This window comes from Paenibacillus sp. N22P23 (assembly GCF_059383735.1).
Map to the genome: position 1 here is coordinate 923,109 of NZ_JBXENT010000002.1, position 16,034 is coordinate 939,142.

A 16,034-nucleotide genomic window follows, 5' to 3' on the forward strand; every position below is an offset into this window, starting at 1 on the left:
CCGGCTGCCGTTTTTGATGTTTATTTAGCTATCGTTTCCCGATAACTTAACGCCAAAAGCGACTCCCTTTACCTCGTTTAGCGCTTTTTTGTATCGTTTCTTCCATTCGTTACTCAACTTTTTTGTTTTCGCTTTCGATGTTGGTTCTCGGATTACATTCCACATTCATCCATATTTCCCCTGCTTTTAGTATGCATTATTATTTGAACTATCCTGCCGTTAGCGTAACGAAAAAATGGAGCAGCTGCCACCGGCAAACTGCTCCATTTTTTTCAACTAACGTTTCCCGTTAGCGTTTCAACTTTTGGGCTCAGTTATAACCTGCTTTCAAATACTCCATTCTCGTCCTGAAACATCATTTCTTAATGTTGTTTTATCCCTTGAACATCCTTGGAATTTTTGGGGAACTCCACAATTAGATGGTTTGCAATTTGAAGCTCCTTCGATGTATCGGAATCAAGCTGCCACCGGCAAAATAATCGACTGCCGCTAGTGTCCTGCCCGTCAAGCTTTCAGATTTAAAAGGAAATGTCGCGTACCGTTATAGGCGTCACTCCATCCCATCTTAGCGTAAAATCGAAGTCCATCGAGTCCCTTGAAATAATAGGCGCCGAGCAGCCTCTCCTTAAAATAAGGAATGGGGATTCCAACTTTCGCTTGATAGTCTTGATAAGCCTGAATGACGCCAGTTGACGACATATGACGATCGAGAATCGCCAGATCCACTAGAGAATCGCCATATAGGCAGTTCCCATCGATGATACCGGTGATCCGTTTACCGTCGGACAAAATATTCCACTGGTGGAAATCCCCGTGGATAAAGCCTCTATGCAGTTCGTTATACTGTACATAGGCCAACAAGCGATTATAGATTTCTTCAAATACGTCTCTCTCCAAGCAAGATGTTCGATACAAGTCGTGCCAGTTCTCCCAGAACGTCCCCGTCTGATCTTCCGAATTGAAGGCAACGACGAATTCCTTCCAAGAATCGTAAACTCCATTACCATCAGACCCGATCCACCCATACCCGTTCGTTGCCCTAACGTCCACAGCTGCCATCTTGGTCAAGATGCCAATAAGTTCCGTTAATTGACTGGCCTGTTCCTCTGCCGTGTAATCGCCTAGATTGCGCCCGTCCATTCTCTCCAAGATCATGTAGGCCAACCGGCCTGTTTTCCCCAGCGCGAAACATTTTGGAAAAGGGATGCCCTGACCTACCAGCAAGTCTGAGACATAACCTTCCGTCTTGTACGCTCCTTCCAGATCGCTAAATTTCACGACATAACCTTTGCCTCCGTGGACGAAGGAAAACACGCTGCTCAAATTGCCGCCGATCAATGGCGTAATTTCGGCCGCACCGGGTCCGAGATGTTTCAGTAATACGGTTTCGATTTCTCTTATGTCCAAACCAGGTTTCTCGTAAGCAGTCATTGTTCCATCTCCTATATAATAAAGTCTAGTCTTGAGTCGGTAAAAACAAATGAAATAGTGATCGGACAGAAAAAAGCCGTGAATGAACATTGTTCATTCACGGCTTTTCGAACGTAGCGAAGTCGAAACAAAGTAAACTACTTTATCTCGCTCATTCAGTACGGAAGCAGTGATGATAATGGTGTTCATAAGAGGTGGTACGAACGTAGCAAAGCAAACTCTACTACAAGCAGTAGAGTGCTTTAATCACGCCCGCACGTTATTCGGTTACTAATTAACCTTTAACCTCTGTCAGGAACACAGTCATCATCATCACTGCACATATCCCACCTTCACTATTTGTTACCATAATAAGGTGTTTTAGGGGGATGGTCAATGCTATTACTAGGCGAATGTTTATCGTCCAAACGCCCACGCCACCATCAGCGGGAACTCTTCTCGCCACATCACATCGTCGTGCGACGCGACCCGCTCTCTCATTTCAACGTCCGCACCTGCATCGCGCAGCGCAGCCGCCCACCGGGTCGCATTCTCTAGGAAGAACGGCTCTAGTGTTCCGGCTACGAGGTAGGTGCGCGGCAGCGGGCTTGGCATCACGGCAGGTGGTCGGTAGCCCCCGCCTGGCGATGCGGAGAAGACCGTACCGTAGATGTCCGGATGCCGAAGCCCTATCGCGAGTGAGAGCTCTCCACTCGCCGACACGCCGCATACCGCGGTGCGATTGGCGGGCAGCGCGACGCTGAAGCATGATTGCACCCATCGGCGGATGTCCTCGACGAAGAACCTTTCGTGGGCCGCGAACCGTTCCTGGTCGAACGGCGGTGAATACTCATGGATGCGCACCATCTCATCCTCATCGGGCGTCCGGTAGGCACCGACGATCATCGTGGGCGGTACGTCGGCGGCGGCCTCGAGGTACCTGCCCCACTGCGAGATCAGCTGACCATCACCGGCGAACACGATTGCCTGGGGTGGATCCGGAGGGACGTACACCGTAACTTGCCGACCACCGTCATACTCGAGCGTCTCAGTGACGAGTTCTCCCGCGATCTTCATATCTCACATCTCCTGTGTTCAACATTATACTTTTCTCGTGTAGCACAACGTGGAACACCTTGTACGGCACGGCTATTTCTCCAACTCATAGCGGGCCGCGATAATCCCCGACTTGAACGTTCGGCTGGACAGCAGCTTGAGCCTGTTTTTCTCACCGTCGTGGAATACCGATTTTCCGCCGCCCAAGATGACCGGACAAATCGTCAGCAGGAATTCGTCGATCAGGCCAAGCTCAAGCAACGTCTTCGCCGCCCCCGGACTACCGAAGATAACGAGATTTTTGCCAGGCTGCTCCTTGAGCGCCTTGATTTCCTCTGCGATATTGTCCTTGATCAGCATCGTATTGTTCCATTCTACATTGTCCATCGAGCCGGAAATGACGATTTTCTTAACATCCTGCAGCCATTTGGCATGCTCCGTACCGTGCTTCGACGCATTCGGATCGTCCAGCACCGAGGGCCAGTAGCTCTCCATCATCCGATACGTCGTGCGTCCGTATACGGGAGAGCCGACCTCGGCTACGACCTCCTCGGCGTATTTCTCTAATTCTTCGTTGTACGGAATCCAATCTAGTCCTCCGTTCGAATCCGACGCATACCCGTCCAGCGACACATGCATGAACAATACGAGTTTTCTCATTGTTTGCTTCTCCTCCGATTTCGAATTTAGTTGTTCGCTTGTTGGCAGTAGGCGCCCATGTTTCGTCCTGCTCTTACGTTCACTATAGATCATTAGGTTACGTAAGGGTCAAGTGAAAATCTGAATTTTGGTCATGTAAAAATTATCTCCTCGATTTAAAGGAAACAACGGTCCTTTTCTCGAAAATAAAGGCAAGCCCTCAGAAAAGGAGCAACCCCATGCTCTCTCATTCCGACTTCATCCTCAATGCGTTCATTATTTTCCTGCCTTTGATTTTTTACCGTCATTTCTATAAACACAAGCACCCGCTCTTCGTGTACGTTTTGTTTTTGATTCCCATGATTATTACGATGACCTTTCCTGTCAAAATCTTCGATTCGGTGCTCGACCTAAGAGGGATTCCGCTCGTGATTGGCTCCCTCTACGGAGGCCTTTATACAATGCTGCTCTTATTCGGCAGTCTGCTTGCGTATCGGCAAGTTCTGGGCGGTATCGATCTATTCCATTACTTTCTTTCGCTATTGCCGACAATCGTGCTGCTGCTGTTACTCGTCAAGAAATACGAGAAAGCCGACGCCAAGAAGAGAATGCTGCTTGTAGCCGGCACGTGCTTCTTTTTGCGTGTGACGGTTGTCAATCTGTACGCCTTGCTCGAAGGGAATACTTTATTTTTTATGGCGTCGTTTGTTCCGAGTCTGCCTATCATCTTCGTCCAGAGCATCATGGCGGTGATGCTGGTGTTCATCATTGAAATGATCCGCACGCAGCATCGGATGCAAGAGGACATCATCCATGCGGAGAAAATGAAGGTCGTTAGTGAAATCGCGGCTTCCGTAGCGCATGAAGTCCGCAACCCGTTAACGTCCGTCCGCGGCTTCATCCAACTGCTGTCCGATCCGGCACTAAGCGACCGGAAGCGGAAAGAGTTTTCCGCCATTACACTCGAAGAGCTGGACAGGGCGGAATCGATCATTTCCGATTACTTATCGCTAGCCAAACCGCAGATCGAGAGGCTCGAACCGATCGTCCTGGAGGAGGCGCTCGCCAAGGCCTCCCAAATCCTGAGCTCCTACGCGAATTTGCAGAACGTCGAGATCGTCACGGACATGAAACTCCCCGCAACGGTATACGGCAGCAAGTCCAAGTTCAGGCAAGCCATCATCAATATCGGCAAGAACGCCATCGAGGCGATGCCCGGCGGGGGGATGTTGACCTTGACTTATAAGGTCAACGAGCCTAACCAACTCGTAACGATCACAATCGCCGATACCGGTATCGGCATGAACAAGGAACAGCTTAACCGGCTGGGGTCGCCCTATTACACCACCAAAGACAAAGGAACCGGTCTTGGGACCATGGTCATCTTCAGCGTCATACGGGGCATGAACGGCAAGATCGAGGTCCGCAGCAAAGAAGGCGAAGGTACCACGTATTTCATCACGCTGCCGTTGACGCAAGCCCCGTTAACTTAACAAGGTTCCTCAGCATGAAAAAGATTTTCAATATATTCAAAGTTCTCTTGCAAAGTTTTACTGCCATCTACTTTTAATAGATTTAAATGTAACTCCGAAGCTGCATTCAGAACAAATTCAGAAAATAGTGCATCTCGTGACATCCAATTGTTAAAAGCTTCATCGGGGTTTTCAGTGTTTTTTAAAATCCCTTGTATCCATTCCCTTTTGGAATATTGTGCTCTTTGGAATGGCTCAGTTGGAATAACCCAGACAGCCTTATGATGTTTATTTAAATGAGCTGTTACAAGTGAGGGTAATAATTGATTACCTTCAACAACAACCGGTTTATCGCTACTCTTTGCAAGGTCCTTTATGACAAAAGAAAAGTCTTCAACAAAAGATTGTATATATACATTTAGCTGTTCTTGGACTTCCCTTGAATAGAAAGCTTCATTAGGGCTCATCGTAGTAATTTTATGCATCGCTGGATACTTAGTAGATGAAACATCCTTCAAATGTCTATCGAAATGTTCATCGCAAGAATAAAGTTCCAGTCCATGCTTTTCTGCATACATCCTAGCTAATGTACTTTTACCCCCACATGATGACCCGCCGATCCAATAAACAAATTCATTTCTAAACATTGATTCCACCTCAAATGTTATAACTACCAACTTATTCCACACTATTCCTTATAAGGTATAAGTGCTTCCAGCAATTCCTTCCGATACTGGTTAGCGATTGGGTCATATACGCCGAAGCCCGAGCAAAATTCCCAATAAGACCAGCTGAATCCGCGCTTCTCCGCTTCCTCTCGCACAAAGGTCGTCCAACGTGCTCGTGAAGGCATATCGGCTTTGCTGTACGCGCCGAATTCGCCAAGATAGATCGGGCGATGGTTCTCCTTTGCCCAGTTGCTCGCCTTATCAAATGCTTCCACAATCGAATTGGGACCTGCCGGATTCGTTTCCACCGGATTCGTATTGTAATCTTGGAACCAATCGTCCACCCAGTTTACCTGCTTGGCGGCAGTGCTCGGTTCCACCTTCTGTGCCGGGGGACCTGGCCAAGTGACGCCGAGAGTTCCGATCTCCGGCCCTACCCATTCTGCACCTTGGTGGGTGAAGAGAAAAGGATCGTAATAATGGAACGTAACGATCACGTTGTCTTCGTTAACCGGAATGTCGAGCGACGCAAGTTCAGCATAATTGCTCCAGTTGACGGGGCCGATTATGACCGTATGCCACTGATCCTCGCTCCGAATCGTATCGAGCGTTTTCTTCAGCATTCTATTCCATTTTGACCAGGTCAGAGAACCGTTTGGTTCATTGAGCAGCTCAAAATACACGTTACCGGGAAGCTCCTTGTACCGTGCCGAGATTTGTTTCCATAGCGCCAGAAAACGAGCCTCTTGCTCATCTGGATTCAGATAGATCTCTTCGAAATTGTGCATGTCAAGAACTACGTTCAGCCCCTGCTTCAGCGCTTGGTCGACGACCCAATCAATGCGTTCGAAAAACTTGGCGTCAATAGCGTAAGGAGCCTTCGCGTCCGCATGCGCCGACCACTTGATCGGAACGCGAACCGTTTCGAAGCCTGCATCCTTGATCGTCTTGAAGTAGCTTTCCTGTAAAATGACTCCCCATTGCCCTTCTACCGGCGCCTCAAGCGCGTTGCCAAGATTGACTCCTCTCCCGAGCTGTTTCGCCTGTTGAAATACGTCAAGCGGCGCCGACTGCGGGTCACGCTTCGGCAGCTTCGGGTCCGGCGGAGTCGCGGACAATTCAGCCGGAGACGGGTCGGGAGACGGTAGTTTCTCCTCCGCTTTGCTGGCCGCCGGCGTGGCATTCTCCGTTTTTTTCGAAACCCCCGTTCCTAGGTTTTGCGTGCCAGACTTACACCCCGTTACCAAAACAAACATGAGCAGCAAGAGCGCAATACTCCATATTTTCAATGTCACGGCCCCCCTGAAGTCATTCATTCTAAAACCTTTTCTAAAATGAAGATCACTTCTCTTGGATTGTATGTACGTCTTAGTTCTTCTCTTCGTAAAATCCCGCTTTCATAGTCATCTACTCGAACTCTCTCTATTTCCTCCAGATTTGAACCTTTGACTACCAATTCCGTTGGTTTAAATCCATTTTTTAAATAAAAAGCTTCTACCTTTGGATCGTCCGCTGAACCTACACCAATTTGATAATAGCTTCTTTTCTTCGCCGCTGTTTCAAAGTTCCGCAGCATGTTTGTTCCGAGCCCAACTCTAGCATATTTCTTGGTAACATCCAGATTAACCGCGATCCCATTCAAATTAATGACGGAATCATTTCTCTTAGACGGACTTCCATAGCAAATACCAACCACATCACTACCATCCACTGTTACGAAGTACAAGTCAGGATCACTCTTCACCCGTTGCATAAAATCCTCAACGTTCTCTATATCCAAATACTCGCACTGAAATGCATGCGCTTGTTCATAATCACTTTCCTGAATTATTCGTATCTCTTTCTCCACCGGGCAACCCTCCGTATTGATAATATAATTTCAGATCATCTATCCTGTCATATTCATATAAGCAACGCTCATGAGCCACAAGCTTCATTTCACTGATCAATGAAGTAACTATTCCATAAAGGTAAATAGCAGGTGCGGCATACATCATGTAGACGCTGATAATGCGAAATGCTTCGTGTGAACGAGCACCGATAGTTAGTATAGTACTGTCACCAAAAAGTTCAGGCTCCAGCCAAGCAAAAATGATGGAGAATAAGAAGGTCACTATCGCTGCACTAATAATTTTTCTCTTCATTAGTTGTCTGAAAGGAGTGTCCATAGTCAGTAAGCTCCCTCCCCATTGTCGGCAGCCCCGTTGTAGTGTATTGAGCTAACGTTCTCCGTTAGTTTGGCGCTTACACCTTTACAGCAGCCAGTTCCCAACACCGTTTTGGCTTGCCGTAACGGTGAAGATCCGTCTCTCTGACTGCTTCAATTCCCCAGTTTGCAAAAAGCAGACGCAAATCGCCCTCCTCGAAAAACCGTTTGCACCGCCCACCATGCTCATAATAGTTCGGCTCCAGCTCCACCCCAAGCCCGGCACCATAGTGAACATCACCTACCGAGTTAAAACGTGCGAGTAAAACGCCTCGCGGCTTCAATACCCGGGCGATATCGTTTACGATATTAACGGTATCTTGCCAAGCGAAATAATGGAGCGATAAGTCGGCCACGACCGCTTCGGCGCTTCCGCCCTCAAACGGCAACCCTGCAGTCATATCAACCTGCTTCGTCTCAGCCTCCGGAATGTGTTCGGCGATACGGCGTAGCGCGTTTTCCGAAAAGTCGCAAGCTATAACACGGTAACCGCGCTCCGTCAAGTAGAGCGTATCACAGCCGTAGCCGCAGCCTAGGTCGATAATGGCGCCTTTCTTTGCTCCAGCCAAAAACGGTTCATAGGCATCGAGCCATAAGTCGTAGATCGGCTTGTCAAGGTATAACCTGTTATACACTTGATTCCAATGCTCTTGATCCGATACACTCGAACGTTTCGTCATCATACATTCTCCTCACGTTCTAATTAACACATTAATATGGTAGGAAATTGGTGTATTTGTCCATTTAAGTGTTTACATTCAACTTTGTGATCAATTTTCCTGCCCGTTCTGAACGAAAGGCTACCGATCATGCCGGCAGCCTTGACCTGGTGATTATTCTGCTGTCATTTCTCGTTAGCGTTAACTATTCGCTCCCCCTTAACAAGTCTGCTCGTTAGCGCAATAGGCTACCAATCGTTGGCAGCCTGTTCTTCGTGTACGATCGTTCTCAGTTAGTTGAACGGCGAACCATTTGTAGACAGTACAGGAAAGCCAGCGCGACTCCATAACCAGAGTGGTGTATGGACATCGATTGGCGCCAAGCCACTACCGGAAAGTGCGTTTTCCCATAATTCAGCAACCGTTTGTCTATCCTCTGCAGAGCCGTTTAATACTTCAAAAGAGCAAAGTCCTAATTTTACGGTTGCTTGTAATATGTGTGTATCAGGAGCTACTGTAATAAGATTACGGGATTTCCACTTAACCGCAGTATAAGACTCCAATGCATACAGCCAGTAATTGAAAATTTTAGGACCGGAAAGATAAGGGAACTCATGCTTCCTCTTAATCTGAACAATATCTTTCAACTCTGCTATATTGAAATTAACAGAATCAATTAATCCAAATACATCTCCCCTAAGAGAAGAATCAGCAATCCCATTTGAGACTTTTCCCCATATTTCAGGGTGACGATTGGGTTGTAGAGCAACATGTTGATAAACCAGTACTTTACGCAATTCGTCTATGCTGCTCCCACGGACGCTTCTTGGATTAAAGACCCACCGCGAACTATCATCTGTATAGGCTTATACAATTGACTGCCATAATGCGTATGAATTTCTTTGATAATTTAGAGTCATTCCAAGAGTTAACACGTTCAATAATTCTTCATCAGGAACAACACCTAATAGAACATCCTCAGGCATTACTTCACCGCCAAGATGACCCTCGGAGTGCATTTGTATCAATTGCTTTACGTTCTTTAAGAACTCATCTCTGACCATCATTAGACGTATTCCCCCGTGTAAAAACTCTACAAGTATTTTACCACGTGCTGTCCATTTTTTGGGATATTCTGCATAGACAAAACGTCCCTTGTCTCCAATAAAAATAAGAGGTGAAATTCTATATGTTGAACAAATCGAAATATGGGAAAAGGCGAATACAGCTTCGGCGTCAATAAATCCGGCGTCATCTACGATTTGCGCAATTATCACCGGCACGGACAAAATCTATGTTTACCATCCATCCAAAGCATTCGAACTGAAATTCGTCGGCCCAAGTAAAGTCGCCAAAGGCAAAATCGCGAATATTGACCACATCAACGTCTATGCGGGCAAAGCGAATACGTAACACGCGGCAGAGCGGAAAAAACCGTCCCGGCGCAGCACTCGCTGAGCTTGGACGGTTTCTTTTTTGTATACCTTATTCACAAAAGACCGACAACGGACAATATTGCTACCCAAGTTTTTTCATTGGACAGCTCTTGAAGCGGTCCTATTCCCACATGTGTAAGATTAATACTTCAATTCGTTGAGCCTACCGAGTCCCTTAGCTTAATAAGTTAGTTAAATAAACAATCGGTCACGGATCTATTGGATTTGGAGTATTCACCATATTATATAGCCACCAAAATAAAAGTAAGAGGATGCAACAAGTTATTATTATTAAAATAACAGTAACTTTACTTTTTAATTGATTCTTCATTAATACCTCCGCCGCAAAAGTATGTCCCTTTCTATACGAGTAATTAGAAGGGGTTGTTGCGTTAAACTGCCCGTAGTTGAACAGGCTGCCGTTAAATGCCTGCAGCCTGTTCATGGTTTATTCATTCCTTATTAAAGTCATACTTCGAATCGATCTTTGAACTATCGTGTCCCGATAGTTTAGCGATTTGCGAGTTCGAAATTGTGCCAAGATAGATAAATACATATAACTGCTACTGCAAAGAAGATTAAAGAAAGTTGAAGATTCCTCCGCATTTTGATGCCATACGCACAAAAAAAGATAGCAGCAGCTAATTTGGCACAGCTTTGATAATACGCATTATCCGAAAAAAATGAACTACTAAATATAATTGTAATAAGTAAAGTTGTAGAAATTAGAATTTTGAACCACAATGGTTCCCTCAAGAATTGTCTATACATAAATTTAATCCTCTGCATCACGTCAATATTCCTTCCTAGCTAAGTTGCTTTTATTTCCATAATAGCATTAAAAGACCGCATTAAAATACCATAAGGTGTTAACTCAAAGCTAACGGCACCCGTTTCCTCGTACAATTCACTACTACTCGGTTATCATAACAACATACTTTATTTCATCTGCTGCAATTTCTTCAAGTTCATACCAAGTACACTCCATCATAATTCTCCTCATCTAATTCTACTAAATCCAAACAGGAATACGCCCGACGGACATCGAATTCTCTTCTATCCGTTTTATTTCAGGAGGAATATGATGTCCAGTTTTAAAATAAAAGCACGGGTAATGCCGTTGCTTGCTGCAATCCTGCTGGCCGGCACGATCACGGCGCCGAGCGTTTTCGCGGAAGGATCCGGCGAATTCACACTGAAGGAAGGCGATCCCGGTTATTACGCCTTGCAAACGATGCAATATTTAAGCTCCACGATCGGCACCCGGGTTGCCGGCAGCGAGGCGGAAGCCAAGGCGGGAGAGTTCATTCTGCAAGAGTTCGGCAAAATCGGCTTGTCGGCGCAAATGCAGCCGTTCGACTACAAAGGGGACAACGGTGAAACCATCCATTCAGCGAACGTCGTGGCCACACTGCCCGGCAAATCCACGCGCGTTCTGTATGTTGGGGCCCATTACGACTCAGTAGGCGTCAGCAAAGGCGCCGACGACAACGCATCGGGAGTAAGCGTCATGCTCGAAGCTGCGAAAGCGGTCTTGAAATCGGACGTTCCTTACACGATCAAGTTCCTCGCGTTCGGGTCAGAAGAGGTCGGGCTCGTCGGCTCCAACTATTACGTATCCCAGCTGTCCTCCGAGGAGATCGACAACGCCGTTGCCATGATCAATCTGGACAGCTTGGCGGTCGGAGATCACATGCTTATTTACGGCAACAGCGGCACCGACGGGTTCGTGCGCGACCTTGGCCTCGACATTGCCGGGCGTCTTAACCTGAACATCACGACACAAACCGGCCTCAACCCGCTGTATCCCGCGGGAACGACGATCGATGCCAGTGATCACGTCGCTTTTAAATATGCCGGAATTCCTTACGGGTACTTGGAAGCGACTAACTGGGAGCTCGGCGAGATGGACGGGTACACGCAAACGGAAAAAGACGGTGAGATCTGGCATACGCCGAAAGACACGACCGATTACATTGCCACTACCTATCCCGGACGCATCGAGGAGCATCTCGACTCCTTCACACGTCTGCTTACACAGTTGCTTCTCGAAATGAAAGAACCGCCTGCCGGTCTCGCATTCACCGATATCTCCGCAACTCCTTGGGCGATCGATGCCATTGAATCGCTTGCTTCCATCGATATCGTTCTCGGCGACAGCGACAACGGCTTCCACCCTCACCGGCAAGTAACGCGCGCCGAATTCGTCGCGATGCTGGCAAGAGGCTTAGGTCTGCTCGATCCAACCGCAACCATTCAATTCGCCGACGTCAGTCCCGAAGATTGGTATTATCCGTATATCGCGTCGGTCGTTCAATGGAAGCTCGCCCAAGGCAACGGAAACGGCACGTTTAACCCGAATGCGCCGATTACCCGCGAACAGATGGCCGTGTTAGCCGCGAACGTACTCAAAGCTTACGAGAAGATCGGCGAGGCCGAAGATCCCGAAGCCGCTTTGGCGAAATATAAGGACCGCTCGAGCATTGCGGGGTACGCACAAGGTGCAGTGGCGCTCGTAACGGAGCTTCAAATCATGCAGGGCACGCCGGACAGCGCGTTCGCTCCCCGAAAAGCCGTAACCCGAGCGGAAGCTGCGGTCATGCTGCACAACCTTCTATATCCTCAATAAACCAAACAACCTTAGTCCGGCGAACCACCGAGCTAAGGTTGTTTTTCCATTTGTGGGTATCAGCTTGACGCCAAGCACCTGTTCAAGGAGCGGAACTCATCTTCAAGTAAAGCCATCATAAGCATGTCATGATAGTCCCCGTTCCAATACAGAACATCGCGCTGTACTCCTTCTCTTCGAAAGCCTATCTTCTCATAGACATGGATGGCTCGGGGATTAAAGGTATAGACACCCAAATGGATCCGATGTAGTTTCAACGTTTCAAAACCATATCGTAACATGAGAATCATCGCCTCCGTGCCATATCCTTTGCCACGATGATTCGTCCCTCGTATCCCGATTCGGATATTAGCGCTGCGGTTGATTGAATCGATTTCGTTCAACACGACCTCACCTAACAGCTCGTCTGTTTCCTTCATCACGATCATGAAATCGATACGGTCTTCGTTTACAACGCTAATTTTCGCAATCCATGCGGCAATTTCGTCACGAGTGAATTCTCTCTGCGTACCTGTGAGTCGGTTCATCTCTGGATCTTGCAAAAAAGTATAATAGTCCTCTAGATCGGATAACCGTGCAAGGCGCAAATGAATTGTGCTGCCCTCGATCTGAAGTTCTGTGAATTGTTCTGTCATGGTGCGGCTCCTCCACTATCAGTGTGCTCACGATATCCATTCGTACAGAATATCAGGTAAATTCTCTTCATTCTCATGTCCCCTGCCGATGACTTTAAATCCATGCTTCTCATAGAATCGTTGTGCAATTGTATTGACTTCAAACGTATACAAGGTTAATTTGCCACTTGAATGGGCTTTTGCTTTATTTACTAACAGTTGACCGATACCGATGCCTTGATAATCAACATGAATATAGAGTTGGCTTATTTCACTCTCATTGAAAGCAATGATTCCAACTACGTTCTCGTCAATAAGAACGATTTCAACTTGAAACCGCTCGGGCAATATATAATTCACAAAATAAATGTGATCTTCAACTCTGCGGGTTTCTTTCTGACCGAGTGCCTTTTCCTTGCTATCACGCCACATTTGCACGGTTTGTTCCGCGTACTTGGGGTTGTAAGGAGTAACAACTAATTTGTATGACTCCACTGGAATCCCTCCTTAATTCTTGTACCTAATAACGGTCCCCGCTATCACGTCATATAGCGTTTGTTTGTTTTTACTAAATAATGGACTTATCAAGTAGATGAGCACGAGACCGTAGACTGTCCCGAGTAAAGAGTAGATGAATGAGTCGGGGTACTCAGTAGGAATGACCATATGCCAGATGGTAAAGTGAGCCAGTTCCCAAGGAGCGAATTTGAGAGCAGAACGAAAGAGCGAGGCTCCGAGACCGATTGGTTTATCATGCAGGCTAGTCACCACAATCCCCATTTTACGTTTTCCCCAAGTCGCATGTGCTGCCGCTCCCTCACATATTGCAAAATAAAGATAGACAGGCAGCGTAATGAAAAGAAACCCACTGAATTCCGCCAACAATGGAGTAGTGGTAAACAATGGAGTCAACCAAGGACGAATAATAAAAGATAGTCCGATTAACAGAATGAGATAGCCCGTAATGATCACATAATCCCATAAAAAAGCGATCAGGCGCGTGCCTATTGATACGCTATTTACATTTTCATGCCGATGCATCATGCAACCCCTTTTGATCAAATAACCCCCATCTTGCTTACAAGTTGGGGGCTTTCTGATGCGTCTATTCCTCAATTAGGCGGCCATTATCATGCCATTGTCCGTACATCTTGTTCTCTTTCGTGTTTGAAATAAATTTCTCTAGCCTGCTCTGAAATAATGCCGGCTGATCTTTATAGCTTTGAATGGTGTCGATCCGAATTCTTCGGTACAGGTCCGGAAAAGCCAAGAAGTTATCATATACTTGCTGATTTTCTCTGAGCCTCTGCTCTATAGCCCCATCAATTCGAAAGGAATCCGCTCCCATATCGGGAAGCACCTTTCTCCCTTCGTCTCTCATGAACCCCAAACGTTCGAGCCGGCGAACGCGTTCTTTGTTCAATTCCGTCCATGAACTTTTTTTACTTCTGGGGGACAACCGCTGCGCCAGCTCGGTTTCGGATATTTTTTTCTTAACGCCATCAATCCATCCGAAGCACAACGCTTCTTCGACGGCATCCAAATATAACACTGAATCGGGGGTTGGCGTCATGCTAACCACTACCCAGCACGAATTTTCAATCGTACTATTCTCCAGTAACCAGTCCCGCAAATCTGCTCTCGTTTTTGCCGGAAGTACGTTTTTCATTTCCATCATGTAATTCTCCCTTGACTGCGATGTTGAAGATAATGATCTAGCACAGCATAAATAATGCCAGCAGCTCCGAAGAGCAGCATAGCCGTGCTCCTATTCAGGCCATATTCCTGTATAAATCGATCATTGTACAATTGATTGAACATCATGATTCCACCAATTATACCTATCATGCAATAGAGCAGCGCACGCCCCAGAATAGCCCTCACGAGTTTACTAATTAGTATAGATAAGGGTAATAGCGTAACCGGATAGAGGACACACGAGATAAGAAACATCAATGCAACGAAGGTGAAGCCTATATTTTGAAATCCATAATATTCCGTTGTCGTTATCTTAGATCCTTCAAGTAGTTCGAGGCCTAACACTGCTGCGTTGAATAGGAATATGAATATCATCCATTGCGTGAAGTACCTTACTACCTGCAAAATAAACACCACCAATTTGAGCAAATGGGCCAGAGTTTCGTATTACTAATTCAGTAAGTATTTAATTACAGGGTACGAAATCAGATTTCGATCTCGGTACGTTGAAGTTATGATGTCATCGTGTTTACTTAGAATCCCATTTTGTAAAAGGACAGGTTTAAAGCCTCGTTCGCTAGCACCGTTATAGGTAAACAACACGCATTGCTCTGCCGCAAATCCTGCAAGGATAACTAGTTCTACTTCTTGATTCAATAGAACTTGTTCCAGCTCTGTTTGCCAAAATGCATTCGAGCTTTCTTTGCTCACAATCAAGTCTGTATCCTGAACGTGAATGTCTGGAACTGTATCATATAGCGCTCTATTTGATTCTGAAATACCCTCAACGTCATGAATATGTATGACACAATGATCTTGAGAACGAAGCGCATCTGACACATAGTTTATATACTCACTAGCTCTTTCAATCTTTTGCTTGTCTATACCCTGTAGATGAATGGCTTGCATATCAATAATTAGAAAACCAGTTTTCATCGATGTTACTCCCTCCACATGTATTAAGCCTGATACCCTTTCAATTATACCTAAGGATCTCAAGATAAAGCTACTTTGCGCAAAGCCAAAAAAAACGGTATTCTTCATGGTCTGAAGAGTACCGTTCTTTGTTAATCATGTCTCAAGTGCTGTAAGGTTTGAATAAATATTTGTTCCACATGGTCATCATCTAAGGAGTAAAATACGGTTTTCCCTACTTTACGTCGCTTTACGATACGTAAGTTTCTTAAAAAGCGAAGCTGATGTGAAATCGCTGATTGCCCCATGTCGAGTACTTGCGTCAAATCATGCACGCATAGTTCGCTCTGTGATAATGCATGAATGATCTTAACCCTGGTCGGATCCCCTAGCGTCTTGAATAAATCGGCCATTGCGCTAGCTGCGGACTCATCAACTAAATTTTCTTTAACGACTTTAAAATTAATCTGCGTTCCACTGCATGAATCATCGCAGGTTTCTAGAGAAAGTTTATCAACCACTTGTTCCACCAACCATAGATTATTATGTCCCTCATTATAACATAGTCGGTAGTCGATTGTTGCCCTACTCAGAATGGAGTAAATAAATTTGACAGAAAAATAATTCCAACA

18 protein-coding genes are annotated in these 16,034 nt (G+C 46.2%); 2 read left to right on the plus strand and 16 right to left on the minus strand.

Features of this window, described 5'->3' with window-relative positions; all coding sequences use genetic code 11:
• Window positions 1–504 precede the first annotated feature (504 nt).
• The 3 genes from AC506A_RS14585 to AC506A_RS14595 all read right to left on the minus strand — a co-directional run bounded on the left by AC506A_RS14585 (window position 505) and on the right by AC506A_RS14595 (window position 3,126).
• Window positions 505–1,431: an aminoglycoside phosphotransferase family protein gene (locus AC506A_RS14585; protein ID WP_495461713.1), complete on the minus strand. Its 927-nt coding sequence runs from the start codon at window positions 1,429–1,431 to the stop codon at window positions 505–507.
• A 396-nt stretch (window positions 1,432–1,827) separates the two neighbouring features.
• Window positions 1,828–2,487 (minus strand): alpha/beta hydrolase, encoded by a 660-nt coding sequence (locus tag AC506A_RS14590; protein WP_495461714.1) that lies wholly within the window; start codon window positions 2,485–2,487, stop codon window positions 1,828–1,830.
• Window positions 2,488–2,559: 72 nt separating this feature from the next.
• On the minus strand, window positions 2,560–3,126 hold the full coding sequence (locus tag AC506A_RS14595; protein WP_495461715.1) for a dihydrofolate reductase family protein: 567 nt from the start codon (window positions 3,124–3,126) through the stop codon (window positions 2,560–2,562).
• Window positions 3,127–3,344: 218 nt separating this feature from the next.
• Here AC506A_RS14595 and AC506A_RS14600 point away from each other — a divergent pair, with 218 nt between their 5' ends.
• Window positions 3,345–4,598 carry an ATP-binding protein gene (locus tag AC506A_RS14600; RefSeq protein ID WP_495461716.1) on the plus strand — a complete coding sequence of 418 codons (1,254 nt, stop codon included), beginning with the start codon at window positions 3,345–3,347 and terminating at the stop codon, window positions 4,596–4,598.
• Here the strand turns inward: AC506A_RS14600 and AC506A_RS14605 are convergent.
• The 7 genes from AC506A_RS14605 to AC506A_RS14635 form a co-directional block, all read right to left on the minus strand.
• The gene (locus AC506A_RS14605) at window positions 4,595–5,224 is read right to left on the minus strand and encodes a hypothetical protein (RefSeq protein WP_495461717.1); all 630 of its coding nucleotides are present in this window, start codon (window positions 5,222–5,224) and stop codon (window positions 4,595–4,597) included. The two genes, AC506A_RS14600 and AC506A_RS14605, sit on opposite strands and share 4 nt — an antisense overlap.
• A 41-nt stretch (window positions 5,225–5,265) precedes the next feature.
• Window positions 5,266–6,534, minus strand: a complete 1,269-nt coding sequence (locus tag AC506A_RS14610; RefSeq protein ID WP_495461718.1) for a glycoside hydrolase family 5 protein — start codon at window positions 6,532–6,534, stop codon at window positions 5,266–5,268.
• A 23-nt stretch (window positions 6,535–6,557) separates the two neighbouring features.
• Window positions 6,558–7,094, minus strand: coding sequence for a GNAT family N-acetyltransferase (locus tag AC506A_RS14615; RefSeq protein ID WP_495461719.1), 537 nt, complete (start codon window positions 7,092–7,094; stop codon window positions 6,558–6,560).
• Window positions 7,060–7,413: a hypothetical protein gene (locus AC506A_RS14620; protein ID WP_495461720.1), complete on the minus strand. Its 354-nt coding sequence runs from the start codon at window positions 7,411–7,413 to the stop codon at window positions 7,060–7,062. Before AC506A_RS14620 ends, AC506A_RS14615 begins: the two co-directional genes overlap by 35 nt.
• Before the next feature lie 76 nt (window positions 7,414–7,489).
• Entirely contained in the window at window positions 7,490–8,134 is a 645-nt protein-coding gene (locus AC506A_RS14625) for a class I SAM-dependent methyltransferase (protein WP_495461721.1), read from the minus strand.
• Window positions 8,135–8,403: 269 nt separating this feature from the next.
• A complete protein-coding gene (locus AC506A_RS14630) occupies window positions 8,404–8,907 on the minus strand; it encodes a hypothetical protein (protein ID WP_495461722.1) in 504 nt (167 codons plus the stop codon).
• A gap of 69 nt (window positions 8,908–8,976) precedes the next feature.
• On the minus strand, window positions 8,977–9,399 hold the full coding sequence (locus AC506A_RS14635; RefSeq protein ID WP_495461723.1) for a hypothetical protein: 423 nt from the start codon (window positions 9,397–9,399) through the stop codon (window positions 8,977–8,979).
• Window positions 9,400–10,627: 1,228 nt separating this feature from the next.
• On the opposite strand from AC506A_RS14635, the gene AC506A_RS14640 reads away from it, so the two are divergent.
• Complete coding sequence (locus tag AC506A_RS14640) at window positions 10,628–12,175, plus strand: M20/M25/M40 family metallo-hydrolase (protein WP_495461724.1); 1,548 nt, start codon at window positions 10,628–10,630, stop codon at window positions 12,173–12,175.
• A gap of 59 nt (window positions 12,176–12,234) precedes the next feature.
• Here AC506A_RS14640 and AC506A_RS14645 read toward each other — a convergent pair whose 3' ends face one another.
• The 6 genes from AC506A_RS14645 to AC506A_RS14670 all read right to left on the minus strand — a co-directional run bounded on the left by AC506A_RS14645 (window position 12,235) and on the right by AC506A_RS14670 (window position 15,923).
• Window positions 12,235–12,810 carry a GNAT family N-acetyltransferase gene (locus AC506A_RS14645; protein WP_495461725.1) on the minus strand — a complete coding sequence of 192 codons (576 nt, stop codon included), beginning with the start codon at window positions 12,808–12,810 and terminating at the stop codon, window positions 12,235–12,237.
• 27 nt (window positions 12,811–12,837) lie between these two features.
• On the minus strand, window positions 12,838–13,284 hold the full coding sequence (locus tag AC506A_RS14650; RefSeq protein WP_495461726.1) for a GNAT family N-acetyltransferase: 447 nt from the start codon (window positions 13,282–13,284) through the stop codon (window positions 12,838–12,840).
• A gap of 12 nt (window positions 13,285–13,296) precedes the next feature.
• On the minus strand, window positions 13,297–13,833 hold the full coding sequence (locus AC506A_RS14655) for an RDD family protein (protein ID WP_495461727.1): 537 nt from the start codon (window positions 13,831–13,833) through the stop codon (window positions 13,297–13,299).
• Between the two features lie 61 nt (window positions 13,834–13,894).
• A complete protein-coding gene (locus tag AC506A_RS14660) occupies window positions 13,895–14,464 on the minus strand; it encodes a YdeI/OmpD-associated family protein (protein WP_495461910.1) in 570 nt (189 codons plus the stop codon).
• A 473-nt stretch (window positions 14,465–14,937) separates the two neighbouring features.
• Window positions 14,938–15,423, minus strand: a complete 486-nt coding sequence (locus tag AC506A_RS14665) for a cysteine hydrolase family protein (protein WP_495461728.1) — start codon at window positions 15,421–15,423, stop codon at window positions 14,938–14,940.
• Window positions 15,424–15,554: 131 nt separating this feature from the next.
• Window positions 15,555–15,923 carry an ArsR/SmtB family transcription factor gene (locus AC506A_RS14670; protein WP_495461729.1) on the minus strand — a complete coding sequence of 123 codons (369 nt, stop codon included), beginning with the start codon at window positions 15,921–15,923 and terminating at the stop codon, window positions 15,555–15,557.
• Window positions 15,924–16,034 lie beyond the last annotated feature (111 nt).